Genomic DNA, 21,571 nt, shown 5'->3' with positions numbered 1-21,571 from the left:
CTTCAAACTATAATGAAAAGCACACATGAAAAAAATCTACCCATTTCTGATGGCTTTGATAGCCATGCTCAGTTCATTTTGTGTACAGGCCCAGGCCGATCATATTGTCATCAGCCAGGTCTATGGCGGTGGTGGTAATACTGGCGCTACGTACAAGAATGATTTCATTGAATTGTTCAATCCCACCAATGCCACTGTTGATCTTACAGGGTGGTCAGTGCAATATGCATCTGCTACAGGAAATTCATGGGCTGTGACTCCATTAAATGGATCAATAGCTCCGGGGCATTATTATTTGGTACAGGAAGCTGCCGGTACCGGTGGAACAACAAACTTGCCAGTTCCAGAAGCAACAGGTACTATTCCTTTGAGTGGAACAGCGGGTAAAGTAGCACTCATAAATTCAACAACAGCACTTATCGGAACCTGCCCAACAGGGATAGTGGATCTGGTGAGCTTTGGATCTACTGCCACATGTTTTGAAGGTGCCGGTCCAACACCTGGACTTACAAATACGACTGCAGCTGTAAGAGCGAATGGTGGTTGTACTGATACTAACAACAACGCTGCTGATTTTTCAACTGCCGCTCCTGCACCCCGTAATAGTGCAACGGCTGCGCACCTGTGTTCTGGACCGCCATCGGAAACGATTTCAGTGGCTAAAGGTTCAGATGCAGCAGAACCTGCCACCAATGGATCTTTTACAATCACACTTTCTTCACCAGCACCAACAGGTGGATTGGTTGTAAATTATATGCTTGGAGGATCTGCCTCACCAGGATCTGATTACAACAATCTTCAAACAAGCAGCATTACCATAGCCGAAGGTTCCACTTCAGGTACAGTAACCATTGCTGTGAAAGATGACGGGATACTGGAAGGCGCTGAAACTATCAACATGACCATCACCCCACCAACAGGTTACCAGGCTGGTGTCCTAACTGCCAGCATCAACCTCGCGGATAATGAAACTGCTGCACCTGCCCATGTGGTCATCAACCAGGTATATGGCGGCGGTGGAAACTCAGGTGCTGTTTATACCAATGACTTTATAGAGTTGTACAACAACGAAGATGTGCCAGTCAATCTTGCTGGCTGGTCTGTTCAATATTCCAGTGCAACTGGAACCGGGAACTGGACCCCTCATGTACTATCAGGAATCATTCCGGCGCATGGTTTCTTCCTGGTACAGGAAGCAAAAGGTACTAATGGAACAATGGCGCTTCCAACACCTGATGCAACAGGAACATTATCCTTAAGCGGTACGGGAGGAAAAGTTTTGTTGAGCAACACTACCACGGCACAATCAGGCGGTAATCCTGATGGGCCGAACGTCTTAGATAAAGTTGGTTATGGAAGCGCGACAGGTTATGAAACAACACCTACTGCTGCCACATCTAATACGACTGCTGTAAGAAGAATTACTGATGGCGTGGACACTGATAATAACAGTACAGACTTTATGATAACCGATCCACTGCCGCGCAACAGTACCTACACTATTTCGGCACCACTTGTGGTTTCAATGACGCCACCATCTGGTTATACTGGTGCTCCTGCTACTATAACTCCAGCCATCAGTTTCAACAAACCTATTCAAAAGGGCACAGGGAACATTACCATTTATGAAAATGGATCAGTACTGACTGTTATTGATGTAACAGCAGCAAATGTTGTTTTGACCGATGCCTTTACCCTATCATTCAACGCCACATTATCTCCTGCTAAAACCTATGCTATTCAATTGGATGCAGGAACAATTAAAGATGTTTATGGAAACGCTTTTGCCGGTATTAATGATCTAACAACATGGAGTTTTTCCACTTACGATAATTCAGTGCCTGTTACGCTGCCTGCCAGTTTTGATTTTCAAAACTGCCTGGGCAATGGTTTATTACCAGGTGGATTCACTCAATATAACACCACGGGTTCTGCTGTATGGGATTGTACACCCTTCGGCAGGGATCCCAATGCGCCGGCAGGTACTGGCGCTTTCCCCAATGCAGTACAGATCAATGGATATAATGGCACGGCCAATATACCGAATATTGACTGGCTGATCTCACCATCGATTGATCTTTCCGGCACCACCTATCCCTTGCTTTCCTTCTGGAGCCGCACTGCATTCAACGGAAGACCTTTGCAGTTGAAAGTATCCAATGATTATGTCAGTGGAGATCCTTCACTGGCAACATGGACAGATATCAATGGAAGATTTCCTGAACAATCCACCAATACCTGGACCCTTTCACAAGACATCAACCTGTCTGCATTCAAAGGCCATAATGTGCATTTTGCCTATGTCTATACTTCATCCGATGAAGATGGAGCAAGATGGACACTGGATGATATCAATGTAATTAATTCTTTAACACCTCCTCCCCCGGTTCTTACTGCAGATACCAGGGATATCCAGTTCCGCTTTGCAGCCAATAGTACAACTGCTGACCGATCATTCACCTTCATTGGTAATGATATCATTAATGATGTTACCATTACAAGCACTGCAGGTTTCCTTATCTCAAAAGATGGTACGAACTTCTCGTCTTCTATATCATATACACAGGCCGAAGCCAACAATGTTTTCGAAAAAGTCTATGTGCGTTTTGCACCATCTGTTGCTAACCAGGATTTTTCAGGAAAGGTAACCATTGCCAGTTCCGGCCTGTCAAGTGATATCAATGTGAAAGGGACCAGTATAGATCCTGCTACTACGCTCGAAGTAGTGAACTGGAATATGGAATGGTTTGGTAGTACTGATCCAACCCTGGGACCAACCAATGATGATCTGCAGGAGAAGAATGCTGAAACCGTATTAAAAGCGGCAGATGCCGACATCTATGGTTTGGTGGAAGTGGTGGATGAAGCCAGGCTGGCAAACATTGTCAGTCACATGCCCGGCTATAGTTATGTTATCTGTAATTATGGATCACATGTCAACCCGCCGGATCCTTCAGGCGGTCCATTATCTGCGGCGCAGAAAGAGGCCTTTGTTTACAAGACTGCCTTATTCAGCAATGTTAGCACCAGGGCCCTGATCAACAATCAAAGCACCAGTAGCACTTCCTACAATAGCTGGTCCAGCGGAAGGTATCCATTCCTGTTCACAGCAGACCTCACCATGAACTGTGTGACAGAGAAGATCAATTTTGTATTGATACATGCCAAGGCCAATACTTCACCTACCTCAACGGCTTACACACGCAGGCAGGCAGCTGCTACAGAGTTACATGATACATTGCAAACCTATTTCCCGGGTGAAAAACTGATCGTACTGGGAGACTTTAATGACGACCTGGATCAATCAATCACTGCAGGCTTTACCACCACTTCCTATAGTGCGTTTACGAATCAGCCGGATTCATTTTATTCGCCTACGCTGGCACTAAGCCTGGCGGGTAAAAAATCCACTGCCAGTTTCAATGATGTCATTGATCATGTGTTGATCAGCAATGAAATGGTGCCGTATTATATGCCGGCATCTGCTACCATCTTAACAGATGTAGCCAGTGATATCACCAAATACAGCAGCACCACTTCAGATCATTACCCTGTTTATACACGCTATAGGTTTGCCAATACAACAGCACCGGTAGTGAACACATGTCCTGTAGTTGATCCTATCTGCTCCACTGCCAGTGGAACTTATTCGATCCCTGCTTTTGTAGCCACAGATGATTGTCATGATAATTTGCAATACAGTTACACTATAACTGGTGCCACAGAGAGAAGCGGTAACAGTAATGATGCCAGCGGTGCTTTTAACCTGGGTTCAAGCCTGGTCACCTGGACAGCTACCGATAGCTGGGGCAACAGCACTACCTGCAGCACTTCAGTGGTGGTAAATCAAACCCCTGTTGTAACGATACATGATGCGAATGTCTTAGCACAGGGAAGCAGGATCAATACTGTGTACACTGGTTATGCGCCTGCAGCTATTTTAAGTTTACCTGCTACAGGTGGCAGCGAAGGATATACCTATACATGGACAACAGCTGATGGACTTGCCATCGTTGCCGGGACAGCCGATCAGCCGACGGTAAAAGTGTATGCTACAAAGGCAGGTAATTACACTACCTCTGTAACTGTATTGCTTACTAGTACCAATGGTTGTACTGCTACAGCTTCACTACCTGTTGCTGTCATAGATGTTAGAAGTGGTCGTAATAATGATAAAGTAACTGTTTGTCATAATGGATTAAACCTTTCTATCGGAAGCACAGATGTTACCTACCACCTGGCACATGGAGATATGCTGGGATCCTGTGCGTCTTCAGCTGTGACCGCCAGGGCATCAAATGAGACTACTCCTGGTAAGCTGGCAATATCGGTAAGGCCCAATCCTTCTTCCGGTAATTTTACTATCGGGTTAGCCGGTGGGTCTGCATCCATCCATCTACTGGTTACAGATATACTGGGGAGGATCATTGATCAAAAGAATAATCTTCCTGGTGATCAAACCATATTGATCGGGCAGGATTATAAGCCGGGTGTATACTTTGTGCAGCTGTTCAATGGAACTGAGCGCAAAGTATTGCGACTGGTGAAGACCAGAGAATAACTGGTAAGTTGAAAATAATGCGGCTGTCTCCTATTGGATGGGAGGCAGCCGCTTTATTTTGGCTATTGACATTGCAAGTCTTTAAACTTTCGCTTTGATAATTGAACAACACAAGGTCCGGAGGTTGAGCCTGATCAACTATTTACCTGCTCTGTAAACGATTTTCCCTATTTCGGGGGTGCCAGTTGCTGATTAAAAGCCAGCTTTGCATCCTTTATGATATCAATGAAAAAACTTACCATTCTTTTACTATTTACTTTTATCCTTCATTATGCCCAGGCGCAGGACAGGTATTTTGCACGTACCTATACCTCTAATGTATTGCCCAAAGGGAATTTTGATATAGAGCTATGGCATACTTCCCGCTTTGGACACGAAGGTCAATTCTTTCATGCCATGGACCAGCGTATGGAGTTTGAAGTGGGCCTGGGAAAACAGGTACAGACGGCATTCTATTTCAACCGGTACCAGAAAAGTTTTACAGACAGTACGGACCAGATCAGCCATGCCAGCGAAATAGGATTTAGTAATGAATGGAAATGGAAAGTCACTAATCCATCCAGTAAACTGGGAGTTGCCCTGTATGGAGAACTGGGTGTGAAAGGAGATGAGCTGGAAATTGAAACAAAGATTATCCTTGACCGTTCTTTTGGTAAAAACCTCCTGGCTTTTAATGGCATTTATGAACTGGAAGCTGAGGCAGAAAGGGAGAATGGTGCCAATGAAATGGAATTTGAAGAAACACCTCTTGAATTGGACCTTGCTTATATGTATAATGTTTCCCTCAACCTGGGTTTGGGCGTGGAGCTGGTCAACCATAATGACATTTCAAAAGGCCATTGGAACAACTCTGTACTGTATGCAGGTCCCACCCTAAATTACCGTGGTGACCGATGGTTCTTTATCGCTAATTATTTACCACAAATCAGGAACCTGCATAAGACCGATGTGTCTCCCAAAAACAGGGTGTTGGATGAACATGAAAGAAGCGAAGCAAGAATATTAGTTGGATTTTCTTTTTAGAACTATCGCTATAAATAGAAGAACCCGTGGTTTCCAGTTGAATGGGAATCACGGGTTCCTTATTTTCAAAACAATTTTAATAGATCACTGTCACCGTTCCTTTTTTTGAAAAGACCTGTCCCGAAGCACACTGGAAGGATGCCAGGTAAACATAACTACCTGCCGGCACATTCATGCCTCTGAACTTTCCATTCCATGCCGCACCGGCATCACCAGGAAGGAAGTTTTTCTTCTCAAATACCAGTTCACCCCAACGGTTAAAGATGGCAAAGGAAGAAACCAGTTTTACACCACTGCCACGGATGGTAAATGTATTGTTCAATGCATCGCCATTAGGCGTAAATGCATTGGGAATGTATAAATGACTCTCCCCGCACTCAGTTACCACCTTAATGGTATCTGCTGCCGAACACTGATACGCATTTTTGACTGTAATGATATAATCCCTGTCGGCAGTAGGTGTGGTCAATGGCGAAGGGCAATCAGTGCAGCTCAGGTCATTCGCCGGTAGCCAGCTATAACTTACCACATCATTGCTGTAAATGGGCTGTAATTGATAAGGACTGCCACCTGTGATCACCACGTCTGCACCTGCCTGCACGGTGGGCAATGGATTGACGGTTACCGTCACGCTGGCTGTATCTATAAAACAATGATAGCTGTCACGGCCTTCCACGTAATAAGTTATGGTTGAACCAGGCGTTGCTACCGGGTTGGCAATCGTTGCATTGTTCAAACCGGATGTATTACCGATCCATTGGTACGACGTTGCACCTGCGGCTTTTAATTGCACATTGTTCCCCTTGCAAATGACAAGATTGGAATTGACTGATAAATTCATGGGAGGCGCTACAACCAGTTTAACAGAGTCATTTGCCGTGCAACCAAAATCAGACTTAGCTTCCAATACATAGGTGGTAGTAGCGGCAGGCGATGCCACCGGGTCGGCAATGGTATTATTATTTAACCCGGTCGCTGGTTGCCAGTTGTATACTGCTCCGCCACTGGCATGTAATGTCATGGTGCTGCCACTGCATAATACGGCCTCTCTTTGCCCCAGGTTGATCACAGGTTTTGGATGAACTGTGAGCTGGTGCAAACTCGTATCAATACAGGCACCGTTTTTCAGCATCAGGGCCACTGTATAATTCCCGGGAACGGCATAGGTTAATGGAGCAGGATCCTGTTGCGCAGAAGATATCCCTTGCCCTAAATTCCATGACCAGCTTTGTGGAGTCGCTGCTGCCGAACCTTTAAAGCTGGCGCTGCCTCCTTCACAAATACCTGAAGGTCCGTTGATGATGCCCTTGATCTTTTCATTTACCACGACTGTCTTTGTCGTTTCCTTCAGGCAGCCCGAAGGTGAGGCTACCCGAAAGCGAACAGTATAATTTCCGGGTTGCGTATAGGTAAAGTTTGGCTGTTTTACATTGGAGCTGTCTGCAGGATTACCAGTTCCAAAATCCCAATGATAGGACAGGGTTTGCTGCGCCCTGTCAGCAGCAATGCTGGTTACCTGTGGCTGGAAGCTGATGTTTGAAATGGTACATGCCGAAGGTATGTTCCCAATGTTTATCTGCAGGCTGTCAACTACTATCTTATTGGCAAGGCTGGCAGCAGCGCTGCATCCATCGGCATCCTTTACCACCAGTGTTGGTGCATACACACCCGCAGCAGTAAAAGAATGTACACTGGTGGAATCAGTTGTTATTTTCACCAACCCATCTCCATAATCCCAGGCATACGACCTGCCTTGCTTTCCCGGTGAGTTAAAGGAAATAGACTGCGCTGTACAACTCATGAACTGGTTGGCATTGAGGCTGGCAGAAGAGGATTTGATGATTACTGAATCCCTTGTCGTATACACAGTGCCGTTATCGCTGTAAACATTCAGTGTTATAATGTATTGACCTGGCGCTGTGTAGAGGTGCGATGGGTTGAACACATTTTCTGCCCTTGCCCCATCACCAAAATCCCAGGTCACCCGGCTGGCATTACTGGAGGTATTGGTAAAGCGTACCAATACTGGTGGACAGGTACTGGCGCCTACAAATGAACTGGCAAATGAGAATGCCGAATTGATATACTTCACCACAATGGTTTGCCTGGCAGTATCCGTGCAGGCATAGGTAGCATTTTTCGCCAGCAGCAACACGGTATAAGTTCCTGGTTGGGTGTAGGTGTGTTGTGTATTGAAATCAGTAGCCGTGGTTCCATCACCAAATTGCCATTCATAGCTGGTACTGCCCGTATAGTTGTCGAAACTGTTGTTGTAAAAACTGACAGATGAATTGGGTGATATTGTATTGGCCGATACATTAAAAGCAGCCTGCACACCACCCACTCTTACATAGGGTGTCCATTTCTGGTCAGTGCAGCCATCTGCGTCTTTTACTGTCAGGTACACATCATAGGAATAGGGTTGGGGATAGGTATGCGTGAATGGTGCAGAGGTTGTATTTGTCAAACCCTGGCCGTCACCAAAGCTCCAGGCCCAGGAAGTAATGGGCACATTGTTCGAGCCTTTGGAACTATCTGTGAACAGCATGGTAGCGTCGCAATAGGCAGGTTTTAAACTGTAGTTGGCAATGGGTCCCCTAACGTTGATGGGCATGTAATTGGTGGTATCTAAGCAGCCAAAATGGTCAGAACGCAAAACAACGCGGAACTGGTGGGGGCCTCTTTCCATTTGCATGGCTTTCAGATGCATGGTAGGACCGGGATTGTAATTGTCCAGCCCATAGGACCAAATCTCGGCCAGGCGACCACCTTCATATTCATACCTGTAAATACCATACTGCGCCCAATCATAATAAGCAGCCCAGTTACGCTCTAAATGGTCCAGTGTTATGGTCATTCCATCATTGCTGCACACATTCGTGGTGGTTGCGCTGACTTGGGGTGATTGTTTCAACAATACCTGTACCATCATCGAGTCCTTTACAGTGCAGCCACCATTTATTGTTGTAAGTACAGTTTTATAGGTTCCTGTTTTGGTATAAGTATGCTGGATCGTGTCCTTATAACTGGTATAGGAAGTTGTGCTGCCATCGCCAAAATCCCAACTCCAGCTATTGGTTTGTTTAGAAGATTCAGTAAAAACAACTAATCCCCTTGTGCCATCGCAGGTATTGGTATAGCCTGTTATTTTAGGAAAGGGAGGACTCACCTTCACATAGGCCAGCTTTGTAACCGTGTCAAAGCAATTTTCAATCTGCCCGCTTAAAGTAACTGTATACACTCCTTCTTCTTCATACTTGTGACTCACCCCATTGCTGTTCCAGCCATAATGGTATTCTGTTTTCCCATCACCAAAATCCCAGTACCAATCCTGGTATTCTGTACCTGTGGCAGAAAACTGCACCGGCGTATTGCCGCAAATAGCCGTTCCGGAAAGGGAAGTGAAATCAAATTTGGGTTTTGCTCGAACACGGATATCATCATAGGTGATGGTCCCCGTACAACCATTGGTCAACACGTAATTGAGCGTGACTTTGTGAATGCCTGCTTTATTAAACACATGTACCACCTGTGCATCGGTTGAACTGGTATTATCATCACTGAACACCCATTTGTAGGAAGCAACCAGGTCGGGGCGGCTGGCTTTAAAGCCTAAGGTCAACCCCAGGCAGCCATAACGATAGTTGTTTAACCCACTGGAATAAACCAGGTCAATCATCATATAAGGTTGGGTCAGGTCCAGGTATTGGAAACCAGTGGTGGAACAGCCTTCAGCATTGGTCACCGTAAGCATCACATTGTAAGTGCCGGCATAGGTGAAGTTCTTTACCGGTTCTTTGGTGGTGGCGTCAGGGGAAGGGCAATTGTAATTACAAAAGAAGTTCCAGTTCCACTTCACTGCATCGCTTGTGGTGTCCTTAAATTGAACGTCCACAGGAATGGCGCAGGGAGAGGCTCTTTCGGCTATCCAGCCTGTGAGCTGGGGTGTTTTTTTAACTGTAAAGTCCTTATAGACGGTATCCTTGCAGCCTCCAAAGGTGTTGATCATCCGAAGTTTGTAAGTCCCCGGGTTGTATATATAGTAAAACACTGACTGAGGTCCCTGGTAGCTCCACCCATCACTGTATTCAGGAATATTCCATTGCGTCATTGAAGGTTCGGGAGTACTCCTGTTCATGAACTTTAATTCCTTTCCTGAACAATACAAATCTGGCGCAATGATCTCCGACTGGTAATTGGCCACATTCAAATAACCTGTTAGGGTCTTCGTGTTGGTACAGCCTTCGGAGCTTTTCACCTGCAGGGAAACGTCATAGGTGCCCCTGGTATTGAATACATGTGAAGGTTCTTTAGTAGTGGCGGTGTTGCCATCTCCAAATGTCCAGGCATAGCTTAAAGTGCCAGGCCCTTTACTGCTATTGGTAAACGTGACAGCATCAGTGATACGGCAAAGGAAAGTTTGGTTGGCTGCAAAGCTGGCCTCCAGCACAGGCAATACCTCCACCAGGCTATCCTTTACCAGCGTTGATTGGCAACCCATGCTGTTGGTTACCGTGAGGCTTACAGAAGCCTGCTGGGCAAAGGTGAACGTGTGTGGTACCTGTGGGCTGGATCCCGACAGGGTATTACCATCCCCAAAATCCCAGAAATAATTTTGAATACTCCCGTCACCTGGCGTGGCAGACGCAGTAAGAGTTGTATTCAATGGGGCACATCCCCTGGTAATATCCGTTGAAAGCTGCAGGGTGGGCTTTTTATAAACCGTAACAGTTTGTGTTTTGGAAGAACTGTTGCTTCCGTCTGTCACGGTGAGTTTGACCGTATAGGTTTTTTCCACAGTGTAAATGGCAGCAGGATTTGTTTCAGTAGAAACATTCCCATTACCAAGGTCCCATTGATAGCTGGCGCCGGCACTCGCACCTTTGGTTAAATTGATAAAGGTTACTGTAAGCGGGGAGCAGCCCCCTGCCTGGCTGATATTAAAATCTGCGACCAGTTGGGCATTGCCCTCCAGGTTGGCCAAAAAAGCGGGCAAGAATAGGATCAATAGCTTCTTCAGGGATACGTGAGGCATTACAAGCAGTTTGGTTTGGTGGTTTACCATGGCCTGTTCCGGGCATGGGAATCCGGGGACAAGATAATCCACGAACCTCATATTTTCACGTAACCGGGGTCATTACCAGGGTAGGGGATGCATGTTGATTATCAGGTGAATTATTTTAGGATAAAGGGCAGTTTATAAATGTGCATAAACTGTGGTAAACTTTGGAGCTATATCCTTGTAAATAGCGTCACATGAAGGTAGCTTGCTGCTGCTTATAACCCATCCAAAATATTGAACGACTTGATATGGTGGCTAAACCATGAAGGGGAACTGAAAGGTTCCCTTCTTTTATTCATTGAATATTGAAAATTGATCATTGCTCATTGAGCATTTCTTAAACCTTAGAATAAGATAGCTAGTCGGTTGCAATGCCCAATCTTCAAATGATTTTACTTGTTTGCAAACATTAAAACAGTTTACTATTTACCTCGGCATTTCTTGTTCGTTTTTTTTGCTTGCCCAAAAAAAAGAACCAAAAAAAAGCAGGCAAACCCCAACGCTCCGCGGGTTTTGCCGGGCCAGCGCACAACGGTCATTACTACTAAATGTTTAATGCATTTGGATTACAGTCATTTCTCTGGGTGTTTACTTCACTTCATCTGGTTAGAATCTGAAAGTTGGTCACGTGATATGCGCAAAGTCTGGAGGCGCTGAATTGCGGACATCCGACTTCGGACTATAAGGGCCTCAGTAATCGAATTTCCGCAATGAGGCGCTGGACGAGGCTGAAAGATCGAAGTGTTTTCCTCTCGTTAGATGTAATATATATGCGCAGTTCTGACTACAAAGTATATACCTGGTATTTTGTCATTCCGAGGCACGAGGAATCTTTGGATTGCATAAAGGCGACGGAATTGCTAGTGAACAACTTTCATTCTTTCAACCCTCTCTTCCTTCCTTGTTAACTTTTTTAACTTGTCAACCGCCCATTTTGACTTCATTTCTCTTCCCATTATCTTGTACCCCAATCTACCTGCCTATGAAAGCGTTTTTAGGTTGCCTGTTAATTGTAGTTACATTGTTATCCTGTTCAAAAAAGGATACTGACCCGGTAAATACACCCGGGAACCCGGTCATTATTTCCTATAGTCCTTCCAGTCCAACAACAGGGGATAAGCTAACCATCACGGGAAAGTTTTTTGGAATGGATATATCAGCGGTATCAGTAAAGATCGACTCTGTATCACTGGTGATCCAGTCAGTCAATGACACTACAATTGTTGTGTATATACCATCCAACCTGTTGTCCTCCGGGCAGAAATCCTATACTCTCAGTGTCTACATAAACGGACGCCTAAGCAATACATTGACCATTTCAGTGGCCTTTGCTGTTCATGGATGGAGATATGTCAGCCCCTCCTTGGACATTTTAAATGGTCAGCCCTTGCAGCAGGTTCGTAATATCGCTTTCTCCGATTACAACAGGGGCATGATCTCGGGTCCCGGAATCGTAGCCAGTTCCCTCGACGGTGGCACCAACTGGGGTGGCGTATTCAATGGAGGTAACACCCTGGGCTATGCGCTTTCTGTTGCCAATGAAGACCATATCTGGATGGAGCAGGACCGATTTGATATTATGTACCGCGATCAGCATGACCCCATCTTTTATCTTTTCAGCATAGCACACCTCGACACCATCACTACTGTGCCTTATTTCCAGGGCAGATCTATCACCGGCGTATATACCTATAAGCCTTTCAGAGGTTATATTCTCAACCAGGAAGGCAGAGTGTATAAGGTTAATGGGTCTTTCTCGCCAAAAGATATTTCACTTGAGTACACCAGTACTTATCATACGGATGCCACTAATTCTTCAGACACAAGATTTTACGATATATCCGCATTGGATAGCATGAACATGGTCATGGCCGGCTGGCCGGGAACCTACCCCAATACCAAACTGGTATTGATCCATAAAAAGAATGGCGTGTACACCGAATACGACCTGAGTACCAAGCTTCAGTATAGCTTTGCCAGGATTCAGCTGACAGATCCCAACACGGTTTACATCCTTGATGGATTTTACAATATGTATAAATTCACTAACGGAACACAGCTTATCACATTACCTATCCAGGCTTATTCCTTTTGTTTTGTCAATTCACAGGTAGGCTATGCCGCCTTTAAGGATAGGATCTATAAAACAACAGATGGTGGTCAAACCTGGAATACGGATTTTGTACTGCGCACTGCGGATTATATTTCAGCCATGTACACCAAAGACCAGAAAGTATGGGCCATTGGAAGGGCCAACGGCGGATCCGCTTCGGGATTTGCTATCAGGTACGATCCATAATAAAAGATCCATCCTTTGTTGTATGAAACAGGAAGGATGATCTATGAATTCAATTAAGTTACTTATTCTTCAGCCGGAAGGTGGCGCTTAATTTATGCAGGGCGCCCGCATTGTCCTTAAGGTCTATGGACACCCAGCCTTCTGTGTAACCCGTACCTGCAGCATCCACATGTGACATATAGTTTTCGTAGCTACCCATCGACTGGTCTATCTGGTAGGCTACTCCATTGATCATTACCGGACTGGTGAACCAGTTCCACGGACCAACTGTGAGGGTGCCGCTGGCAATATCCACCCCTGTTCCATTCTTCACACTACTGATATGCCCCGCAGCATAAGTAATAAAGGGAGATGCGCTGCTGGCATCATCTGTCAGTAAATATTTTTTATTATCCAGCGTATAATTAAAATACAATTTGGTAGATGTTGTGCAGGTATAAAAATTCAGGTCATACTCCTTGCCTTGCTGCGCATAGGGCCCCGATCCTAATACCAGTTCCGCGATACCGCCCTGGCGAACGCCACCCGGGTCAAGGATGCTTACATACACTGCATCATAGCCTCCCTGTAAATATATAGATGTGGTAAACCTCCCGTTTTTAATGGGCACGTAATATTCACGGGGCATCACATTCGAAACGGATAACAGGGCGGTCCCATTCTGAACAGGGTTTCCAACACAATCAAACACGCGTCCATATAAAGTGGTCAGTCCTGGTGTTGTTTTTACAGGTATGTTCACGTCCACCTCCGATGCGGTGGGAAATGATCCAATATCTTTTGTTTTGTTAAGGGGATATTCATCCTGGTAATTGTACTGGTCAGGGTACACGTATAAGGAGATCTTTTCATTGGCCGGTACGAATAATACGCCACTGCCTTCCGCATTGGTACGTCCTGTCGCTACTTCCTGGTCATTTATTTTAGCAACCAGCTTCATATTGGTGAGTGTAGCCGCACTGTCAGAACGCAGGTTCACTTTCAGGTACACGCCTGCTACCGGCATGGCTATATTCCACAGCGAGCTGGTACTGATAGGCACCTGGTAGGTATTATTGATTTTCTTAGCCATAGCCCCGCGTACCCATTTCCAATTCTCGTATTTATAGGCGGGTACAGAATCAGGCGCGGTGGACTGCATGGAGGGTTGAATAGGAATGGTCAGCTTTACGCCTTTGTTGGCCGGGAAATAGGTGTCCAGCCAGTAAGAACCGAAGGACCGTAAGAACCATCGTTTATTGACGGAGTCCACACTAAAATCAGGCATGCTCAGTGCAAATCCTTTGGCCACAGGGTTCAGGTAAGCGGCGTAACCAAATCCCTGCAATCCACCATTTGGATAATTAGCAGGGTCCAGTGGTCCATAGGATACACTGCCACCTGCCGGCAGCCAGAAATAGCCATTGTCAGCTCCTGAACTGGCGCTGTAAACCAGTTCACGCGGGATCACCGTGGCATCAGCATAATTCTGAAAAGAGGGTGTCAAAGGGAGTACTCTTGGCGTATGAAAATAATACAGGTCTGAAACGGTTAGGTTGTTGCGTTCAAATATTTGGGTTCTGAAAAGGTCTGTTTGAATCACTCCACTGGTAAAGGCATTGTACTGGAGGTTGTAATTACTATAGGCTCCATTGATCGAAACTTGCGCAGGGTTGTTGGTCTGACTGTTACTGTGCATATACGTGATCAGGGAAGTGAAAACAGGTGTATAGGGTGTTACAGGTGTATAATTCAGCGAGGGATCAACAGGATTATTTGGGTCAGTAGATTTTTTGCATCCGCTTACAAGGAATAGAATAAATAGCAAAGCAGTTATTGTTTTCATAGCCATGGTTTTGATCATTTCTTCAAGGTGATTGTATTCTACACACTGGAAGAAAATTCATTAATGTTTTCAAATTCCAAAACATCAATAAACCGCCTCAAGATAGGGTGCAATTGCTGATTATTCAAGTGAAGCGGGGGCAAAAAAGCTTGTTATATGACAAAGAGGCATATGAAATATACCTACAAAGGAGTATTGACTCGGGTACATACACTCTCTATTTTCGCCCATTAAATCAAGACCAATGAAAACTGCTTCGGGCCGCTTACATACGGGTAAATTATTGCCGTTACTTTTCTTTTTATGTTATTACCTGGTAAGTTGCCAGAAAAGTAGTTTTGACCCAGAGCCACCTCCTACACCCACTGATTTGAATCTTTCAGTATCCGTGTCACAGGCTGCGCCTTACCAGTTCATTAAACTGCAGTTGCCCGCCGGCACCAAACCTCAAAGTCTTACAGCCACCACGGTGCCCGTGCATATAGGCGCTTCCATCGTTGATGCCTATGCCGATCAAAAAGCCCTGGCTGCCAACACCTATGCTTATTATGTTATGGTGCCCGAACTTCCCACAGGAGCCCAGGAAATAACCATAACGGTTGCAGAAGGTAAAACAGCCAAAGGATCTGTAAAGCTTACAGCTTTTAATAAGATAGCAGATGTGGACCTGTATATCAAAAACCAGCAGGATAATGCATTGAAAGAAGTTACAGATGCCAAAGCTGCTTATGATGCGCAGGTTCAGTCAGGACATATGCGTGCCTCGACCCGCGATAGCCTGAATACATTTTTGCAGCAATCCTATAATAAGAACAAAGCGATCATTGATGCCCTGCCCGCTGAAGAAAAGCAAACCTATGCACAGCTCATTGATGCCAACAAAAGCTGGCTGAATGATTTTAAGCAGGTGTTCATTAATAACCCACTCAATAACTACCGGGAAAATACCCAGGGAGATTGTGAGGAACTCAGGCGCCAGCAAAAAATTTATTGGGATAATGGTGATATTGGCAATGCGAATGACTTAAGAGTGGAAGCCGACCAATGCGAAGCAGATAGAGAAAAGCAAAGACTCGATGCCAGTAAGGTCTTCACCGGGAAGATGAAAGAAGCCTTTAATGCTGCCAATGAAGAACGCAAAAACACCAATGGAAGGGCAAAAGCTGCCTGGGCCTTTGTTTCCACTTTCGTAACAGAAGCATCTAAAGGTTTGTTTGAGACCGTAACAGGTGTGAAGGATGTGGATGATCCTTTTGCCGTGCTGGAAATTGATGATACCCAACAGCAACGTATAACCGCACAGGAGTTTGAACTGGATAAGGACTATGCATATAGCGCGGGCCTTCAGTTAGTGAACCTGGGTAGCCAGAATGCAGCCACATTTCCTGCTTTTGCCGGTATCATCGATGGCATTAATAGTTATAACACGGCCATGACCGACCTGGGACAGTTCCTGCCTTATGTTCCGGAGATGCATGTGCCCACTGCTAAAAATGAAAAGCTGTATGTGTCCGGCTATACGGTTGACCAGGTAAGTGATAACCGCGTCAGCGTTGAGATCAGGAATGGTACAAAAGGAAAGCTGATCAAAGTAGGATTGAAAACACCTGTTGTTGAAACAGTCATCAATTTCACCTTCAGGGTAAATTATACCAGCAATTATGGCAATGGTTCCAAACAGATACAGGCTACGCTAAATATTCCACTGGATAAAATGTTGGTAAGGACCAGTCCTCTGACATTCACAACATGGAACGAAGGTGGTGTGGACCTGTTTACCATGCATGAATACTGGCGATGGACCTGTGGCACCACGGAATATATCAACCGTGAACAATTGCTGGGCGCCAGTATCAGTTTTGCGGATGGCGGCACCTGTAACGTAACAGAGAAATACCATGAAATTTATTATGATAATCCCGGCACCACCTGTGCTACGGTCAGAAAGGTGGACCAGGAGAAAACTTATAGCAGCACTTCCACCTGGTCGGCCAATAATGCCACCAAAATGCTCACTGTCACCTTCAAGGACGACCAGGGCCAGGATCAAACCCTGACAGCACCTGCTGTCATTCAAAATGGAGTGCTGACCATCAGTGCGGGTGGAGTTACCATGGCATTGCAGAAGAAGTAAAAGGAAGCATACATGCATAAAAAAATCCGGGAATTGCTCCTGGATTTTTTTTTGGCTCAATAAGGAAAGGTTGTTGATAGGTTGACAAGTTGAAAGGTTGACAAGTTAACACGGTTTAAAAACGTACATCGTTTTCTTACTTCATCATTTGACATTACCTCACCCGGGCTCCTTCCCTGGCTCTGCACAAGGCCATAATAGGTTAGACACCGGGAGGGGTGGAGTATCATTTCCTTTTGAGAAAACAATATGGAAGTATATTAATCTTTTAGGTTCTCACTTTAGTTTGGTTATTAGTACTTGCCTCCCGCCCGGGGTCTACCACTGCGCGGGCTTTGTTGAGTGGTGGGGACCCCGGGTGAATTTGAAGAAGTCCCTCATAAAAACCGATTTTAATTGACCACTAAGTCATAGAATCATCCAGGGGTACCCTGGCCTAACACAACTCCTTAATAGTGTAGAGGCCGGCCGAGTGCCATTTCTTTTGAGGTTCTGCAGTATCATATCGGGATCTTGTTAAGCTCCGGGGTGACTAAATGCTCTTCATAAAATATCGTTTTCCGCCCGGGGTCTACCCAGGCGTGAGCCTTGTGTCTTATCCTGAAATAGGTTTACACTTAAACATGTAAACTTATGCGATACGCTCCACGGAATAACGGTCAATTTGTTCAGATCTATTCAGAAGCTTTTCGACGAAAGGTGATTGAAGAGTACCTAAGCAGTAATGTATCAAAGATGTTTTTGCTTCGCAAGTATGGCATCAAGATGAAATGCGGTATTCAAAGATGGATGAAGCTCTATGGTTATGAAGACAATAAACAGCAGGTAATTATTAAATTTAGTGCTGAAGGGCCTCATGCATTAATCAGAAGAATGAATACAGGAAAAGCAAGCAAAAAGCAATTAGAAGAGAAAATAAGAGAGCTAGAGCGTCAGTTGGAGGATGAAAAGCTACGCTCTGAAGCTTATCAGAGAATCATTGAAAAGGCCGAGAAAGACTTTAAGGTGCCGATTAGAAAAAAGCCCAATACCAAGTAATCCGCGAAATGAAGGACAGTTATCCCTCTGTTAGCCTGGAGAGATTCTGTTGGTTACTTGGTCTAACAAGGCAGGCCTTCTATAAAGACACCTGGAATAGTAAACGTAAAGGAAGCAAAGAGCAGCTCGTAGTGAGTGAAGTTAAAAACATTAGGCGCGAACATCCTGCGATAGGAACAAGGAAACTTCATAATCTATTACAGGGCTTTTACCAGCAGCATTCCATTAAGATGGGAAGAGATGCACTGTTCTGCACTTTAAGTAATCACCGGCTTTTAGTTAGAAGAAGAAAAAGAAGAATTTTCACTACCCAGTCGCATCATTGGTTAAAAAAGTATTCTAACCTGATTAAAGGCTGGTATCCACAAGTACCCGAACAACTATGGGTGTCTGACATTATTATGTACCCTGTGGGGGGCGACATCTTTACCTGAGCCTTGTTACAGATGCTTATTCACATAAAATCATGGGCTACCATATAGCAGATACCCTGGAAGCCGTTCACTGCATAAAAGCACTTAGGATGGCACTTGCCGGAAGGTTGCATCCAAGTGATAATTTAATCCACCATTCTGATAGAGGAATACAATATTGCTCTACTTCATATACAGAACTTTTAATGCAGAATAAAATAAGTATCTCAATGACCGAGAGCGGTGATCCTCTGGACAATGCTATTGCTGAAAGAATCAATGGCATTATAAAACATGAATATCTCAAACATTATAGACTCTCTAACCTTCAGCAAGCAACAGAACTGCTGAAGCAAGCAGTGGAAAACTACAATGAAAGAAGGCCGCACCTAAGTATACAGATGCATACCCCTGATAAAGTTCACAAGCAAAAACTTCAAGTAAACAGACAATGGCAAAAATCAAAAAGAACTCCTACTATTGTAAACAAATTAAATCATTTGTAAACTTATTTTAGGACGAGACAGTGTGTATTGAGGGGGACCCCGGGTGTTTTATTTTACAGTTCTTTTTATCTTAACACCATGGCAGTAAGGTTGCAACAGCAATGCGACAACGGTATTTATTTTATTTCATTTACCTGCTTCAGGTGGATCTCACTCTTTGAAATAGCCAACACTTATCATAGTATTTACAAATGGTTTGATCATATGCGTGAACATAATAGTTCAATTATTGGCTATGTCATCATGCCAAATCATCTTCATTTGTTGGCTCATTTGCCAACCAGTTTAAAAACTGTAAATAGAACTGTGGGTAATGCCAAGCGATTATTAGCATATGATATCATTAAAAACCTTGAGTTACAAAAACGGGAAGACCTGTTACAACAATTATTTGATGCTGTAAAGCCTAATGAAAGAAGGAAAGGGCAGCGGTATAAAGTCTTCCAGGAGAGTTTTGATGCAAAGCTTTGTCCCAATATTGAATTTGTATGGCAGAAGCTGAATTATATACATTATAATCCTGTAAGGGGTAGATGGAATCTTGCTCCGGACTTTACATTATATCCTCATAGCAGTGCAGGTCATTATTATGATAGCAAAATAAATGCGTATAAGAATATTGTTTCGGTAGATGAAGTAACGGAGATGTAAGAATCACCCGGGGTCCCCCTTGGCTTAGCACAAAAACCATGAAAGGGTAGACCCCGGGTGGAGTATCGTTTCTTATGAACGTCATAAGATATGATTGAAGTATAAGCGGGGACTTCCACCTAAATCTCATCATCATCCTATATTCTTCGTGCTGCTTTGTGCCTTAGTGCCTTTGTGGCCTCTCTTCCTTCTCAATAATCCTTTTAATTGTACAAATTCTTAATTCTCTCTCATTTGAATATTGAACATTGAAAATTGTTTATTGAGCATTATTTTCCCTTCAACTCTTCGTGCTGCTTTGTGCCTACCGCCTTTGTGGCCTCTCTTCCTTCTCAATAATCCTTTTAATTGTACAAATTCTTAAATCTTTCTCACTTGAATATTGAACATTGAAAATTGTTTATTGAGCATTATTTTCCCTTCATCTCTTCTTGCTGCTTTGTGCCTTAGTGCCTTTGTGACCTCCCTTCCTCCTCAATAATCCTTTTAATCCTGTAAATCCTAGTTCTACATCTTCCTCGTAGCCGCAATGCTCATCACGCTATTAGTGGGAGGAAACAGTCTCCCGCTTTCCAGCTTGCGGATATGCATGGTGATGGCGCTTGTTTGATTGCGCAGGGTCCAGTTCAATCCTTTGTATCCTTTTTCAATGATTATACCCGGACCTGCAGGATCAGCGGACCATTTGCCCTTAAAAGTTTTTCCATCCATAGTTTTCCATGTATAAGTTCCATTGGCAAGCACCTGCAATACATCTGTAGCAGTATGATAGGAATACTCGTTGTGTTCGTAGTTGCCTTCTGTGCGGGTATTCACGGCCATTACTTCACCCAGGTTCCAGGTACCCATGAACCAATTGCTCCACCAGGGCTGACGGGTTAAGCCTGCTACAAGGCTCCAGTCCATCCAGTCCGGCCAGTTGGCATAAGCGTCAGGGGCTACCAGGTATTTATTCTCACCAGTAGCTGCATTCTTTGCGGCAGCATTGTATGGTGTGCCTGCATCTTTTATGGTACCCCGTTTCCAGCCGCCAGCATAAAACAATACAGAATCTCCTTTATGATAGGTTCCCAGTGAAGGCCATGAGGTGGAGTTGCCCGTAGTTTTTAAAGTAATGACCTGGTTGGGAACAGGCGTATTGTTAACCGGCAATGGTTTTATTGCCAGGTTGGATGCCGCAGCTTTCGTATCATTTTTAGTACTTGCTTCCATTACTTTCACTACTTCATTTGCACCAAAGGAACGGGCACGGTCAAACGCAGTTTTACCATTGTTGTCTTTCAGCTCAGGCTTTGCACCCTGTTGCAGCAGGAATTCCACTACGGCAGCCTTGTTGGCAGAAGCTGCTGCCATTAATGGGGTGAGGTAAGTATAGGATAACTGGTAATTTACATTGCCACCACCGGCCACAATGCTCTTCACTTCTTCCAGGTTGCCGGCATCGGCTTCCCGCACAAGGGCGTCGCCTTTGAACTTGTCATCATATTTGGCCCATGGACCTGTCTGTGCATGGAGTGTTATTGATAAAAATATCAAAGAAAAGAATGAAAGGATACGAAATGCAGTTTGTTTCATTGGTTTAAAAATTGCCCGACAAAATAATAAATTTATTGAGCCCAGAAATAGTTCAAAACTTATTTTAAGAATCACCCTGGTCCCCTGGCTTAGCACAAAAACCTTGAAAGGGTAGACCCGGGCGGAGTGCCATTTCATTTGTGGTTCTGCAGTATCATAATTTGGATCTTGTTATTCCCCATGGTGACTAATTGCGATCGCCCTCCACCCGGGGTCTACCCAGGGTTGGTCTTGTGTGTGGCTGGGACCCCGGGTGACTATCTATATTTTCCTGCTTCATTATGATACCAAAATAAATGCGTGTAAGAATATTGTTTCGGTAGATCAAGTATAGGAGGTCTAAGAATCACCCGGGGTCCCCCTGGCTTAGCACAAAAACCTTGAAAGGGTAGACCCCGGGTGGAGTATCGTATCTTATTAACGTCAAAGTATGATTGAAGTATAAGCGGATACTTCCACCTAAGGCCCATCATCATCCTATATT

11 protein-coding genes are annotated in these 21,571 nt (G+C 44.6%); 8 read left to right on the top strand and 3 right to left on the bottom strand.

The annotated features are described in order from the left end of the window. The first annotated feature begins 25 nt into the window (after window positions 1–25). Both BP74_RS14285 and BP74_RS14280 read left to right on the top strand, forming a co-directional pair. Window positions 26–4,561 (top strand): lamin tail domain-containing protein, encoded by a 4,536-nt coding sequence (locus BP74_RS14285; protein ID WP_496375028.1) that lies wholly within the window; start codon window positions 26–28, stop codon window positions 4,559–4,561. Window positions 4,562–4,786: 225 nt separating this feature from the next. Next, window positions 4,787–5,584, top strand: a complete 798-nt coding sequence (locus BP74_RS14280; RefSeq protein WP_496375027.1) for a DUF6662 family protein — start codon at window positions 4,787–4,789, stop codon at window positions 5,582–5,584. 76 nt (window positions 5,585–5,660) lie between these two features. On the opposite strand, the gene BP74_RS14275 is transcribed toward BP74_RS14280, so the two are convergent. Further along, the gene (locus BP74_RS14275) at window positions 5,661–10,619 is read right to left on the bottom strand and encodes a PKD domain-containing protein (protein WP_496375026.1); all 4,959 of its coding nucleotides are present in this window, start codon (window positions 10,617–10,619) and stop codon (window positions 5,661–5,663) included. A 1,009-nt stretch (window positions 10,620–11,628) separates the two neighbouring features. On the opposite strand from BP74_RS14275, the gene BP74_RS14270 reads away from it, so the two are divergent. Next, a complete protein-coding gene (locus BP74_RS14270; RefSeq protein ID WP_496375025.1) occupies window positions 11,629–12,945 on the top strand; it encodes an IPT/TIG domain-containing protein in 1,317 nt (438 codons plus the stop codon). Between the two features lie 58 nt (window positions 12,946–13,003). Here the strand turns inward: BP74_RS14270 and BP74_RS14265 are convergent, their stop codons facing one another. Next, window positions 13,004–14,770, bottom strand: coding sequence for a hypothetical protein (locus BP74_RS14265; protein WP_496375024.1), 1,767 nt, complete (start codon window positions 14,768–14,770; stop codon window positions 13,004–13,006). Window positions 14,771–15,014: 244 nt separating this feature from the next. Between BP74_RS14265 and BP74_RS14260 the strand changes: the two genes are divergently transcribed. The 5 genes from BP74_RS14260 (at window position 15,015) to BP74_RS14240 (ending at window position 19,512) form a co-directional block, all read left to right on the top strand. After that, a complete protein-coding gene (locus BP74_RS14260) occupies window positions 15,015–16,904 on the top strand; it encodes a hypothetical protein (RefSeq protein WP_496375023.1) in 1,890 nt (629 codons plus the stop codon). Between the two features lie 633 nt (window positions 16,905–17,537). Then, window positions 17,538–17,942 carry a hypothetical protein gene (locus BP74_RS14255; protein WP_496375022.1) on the top strand — a complete coding sequence of 135 codons (405 nt, stop codon included), beginning with the start codon at window positions 17,538–17,540 and terminating at the stop codon, window positions 17,940–17,942. An 8-nt stretch (window positions 17,943–17,950) separates the two neighbouring features. Beyond that, window positions 17,951–18,376, top strand: coding sequence for a hypothetical protein (locus tag BP74_RS14250; RefSeq protein WP_496375021.1), 426 nt, complete (start codon window positions 17,951–17,953; stop codon window positions 18,374–18,376). Continuing rightward, complete coding sequence (locus tag BP74_RS14245; protein WP_496375109.1) at window positions 18,373–18,861, top strand: transposase; 489 nt, start codon at window positions 18,373–18,375, stop codon at window positions 18,859–18,861. The genes BP74_RS14250 and BP74_RS14245 overlap by 4 nt, the downstream gene beginning before the upstream one ends. A 78-nt stretch (window positions 18,862–18,939) precedes the next feature. Beyond that, window positions 18,940–19,512 carry a transposase gene (locus BP74_RS14240; protein WP_496375020.1) on the top strand — a complete coding sequence of 191 codons (573 nt, stop codon included), beginning with the start codon at window positions 18,940–18,942 and terminating at the stop codon, window positions 19,510–19,512. Window positions 19,513–20,019: 507 nt separating this feature from the next. On the opposite strand, the gene BP74_RS14235 is transcribed toward BP74_RS14240, so the two are convergent. After that, window positions 20,020–21,087 (bottom strand): ankyrin repeat domain-containing protein, encoded by a 1,068-nt coding sequence (locus BP74_RS14235; protein ID WP_496375019.1) that lies wholly within the window; start codon window positions 21,085–21,087, stop codon window positions 20,020–20,022. Window positions 21,088–21,571 lie beyond the last annotated feature (484 nt).

The sequence above is a fragment of the Flavisolibacter ginsengiterrae DSM 18136 genome, assembly GCF_059568575.1.
This window is presented reverse-complemented; position numbering and strand designations above follow the sequence as displayed.

What these genes read in the sequence shown, in the direction of transcription:
- BP74_RS14285 (WP_496375028.1), top strand. Translation starts at nt 26, where the DNA reads ATGAAAAAAATCTACCCATTTCTGATGGCTTTGATAGCCATGCTCAGT.
- BP74_RS14280 (WP_496375027.1), top strand. Translation starts at nt 4,787, where the DNA reads ATGAAAAAACTTACCATTCTTTTACTATTTACTTTTATCCTTCATTAT.
- BP74_RS14275 (WP_496375026.1), bottom strand. Translation starts at nt 10,619, where the DNA reads ATGCCTCACGTATCCCTGAAGAAGCTATTGATCCTATTCTTGCCCGCT.
- BP74_RS14270 (WP_496375025.1), top strand. Translation starts at nt 11,629, where the DNA reads ATGAAAGCGTTTTTAGGTTGCCTGTTAATTGTAGTTACATTGTTATCC.
- BP74_RS14265 (WP_496375024.1), bottom strand. Translation starts at nt 14,770, where the DNA reads ATGAAAACAATAACTGCTTTGCTATTTATTCTATTCCTTGTAAGCGGA.
- BP74_RS14260 (WP_496375023.1), top strand. Translation starts at nt 15,015, where the DNA reads ATGAAAACTGCTTCGGGCCGCTTACATACGGGTAAATTATTGCCGTTA.
- BP74_RS14255 (WP_496375022.1), top strand. Translation starts at nt 17,538, where the DNA reads ATGCGATACGCTCCACGGAATAACGGTCAATTTGTTCAGATCTATTCA.
- BP74_RS14250 (WP_496375021.1), top strand. Translation starts at nt 17,951, where the DNA reads ATGAAGGACAGTTATCCCTCTGTTAGCCTGGAGAGATTCTGTTGGTTA.
- BP74_RS14240 (WP_496375020.1), top strand. Translation starts at nt 18,940, where the DNA reads ATGGCAGTAAGGTTGCAACAGCAATGCGACAACGGTATTTATTTTATT.
- BP74_RS14235 (WP_496375019.1), bottom strand. Translation starts at nt 21,087, where the DNA reads ATGAAACAAACTGCATTTCGTATCCTTTCATTCTTTTCTTTGATATTT.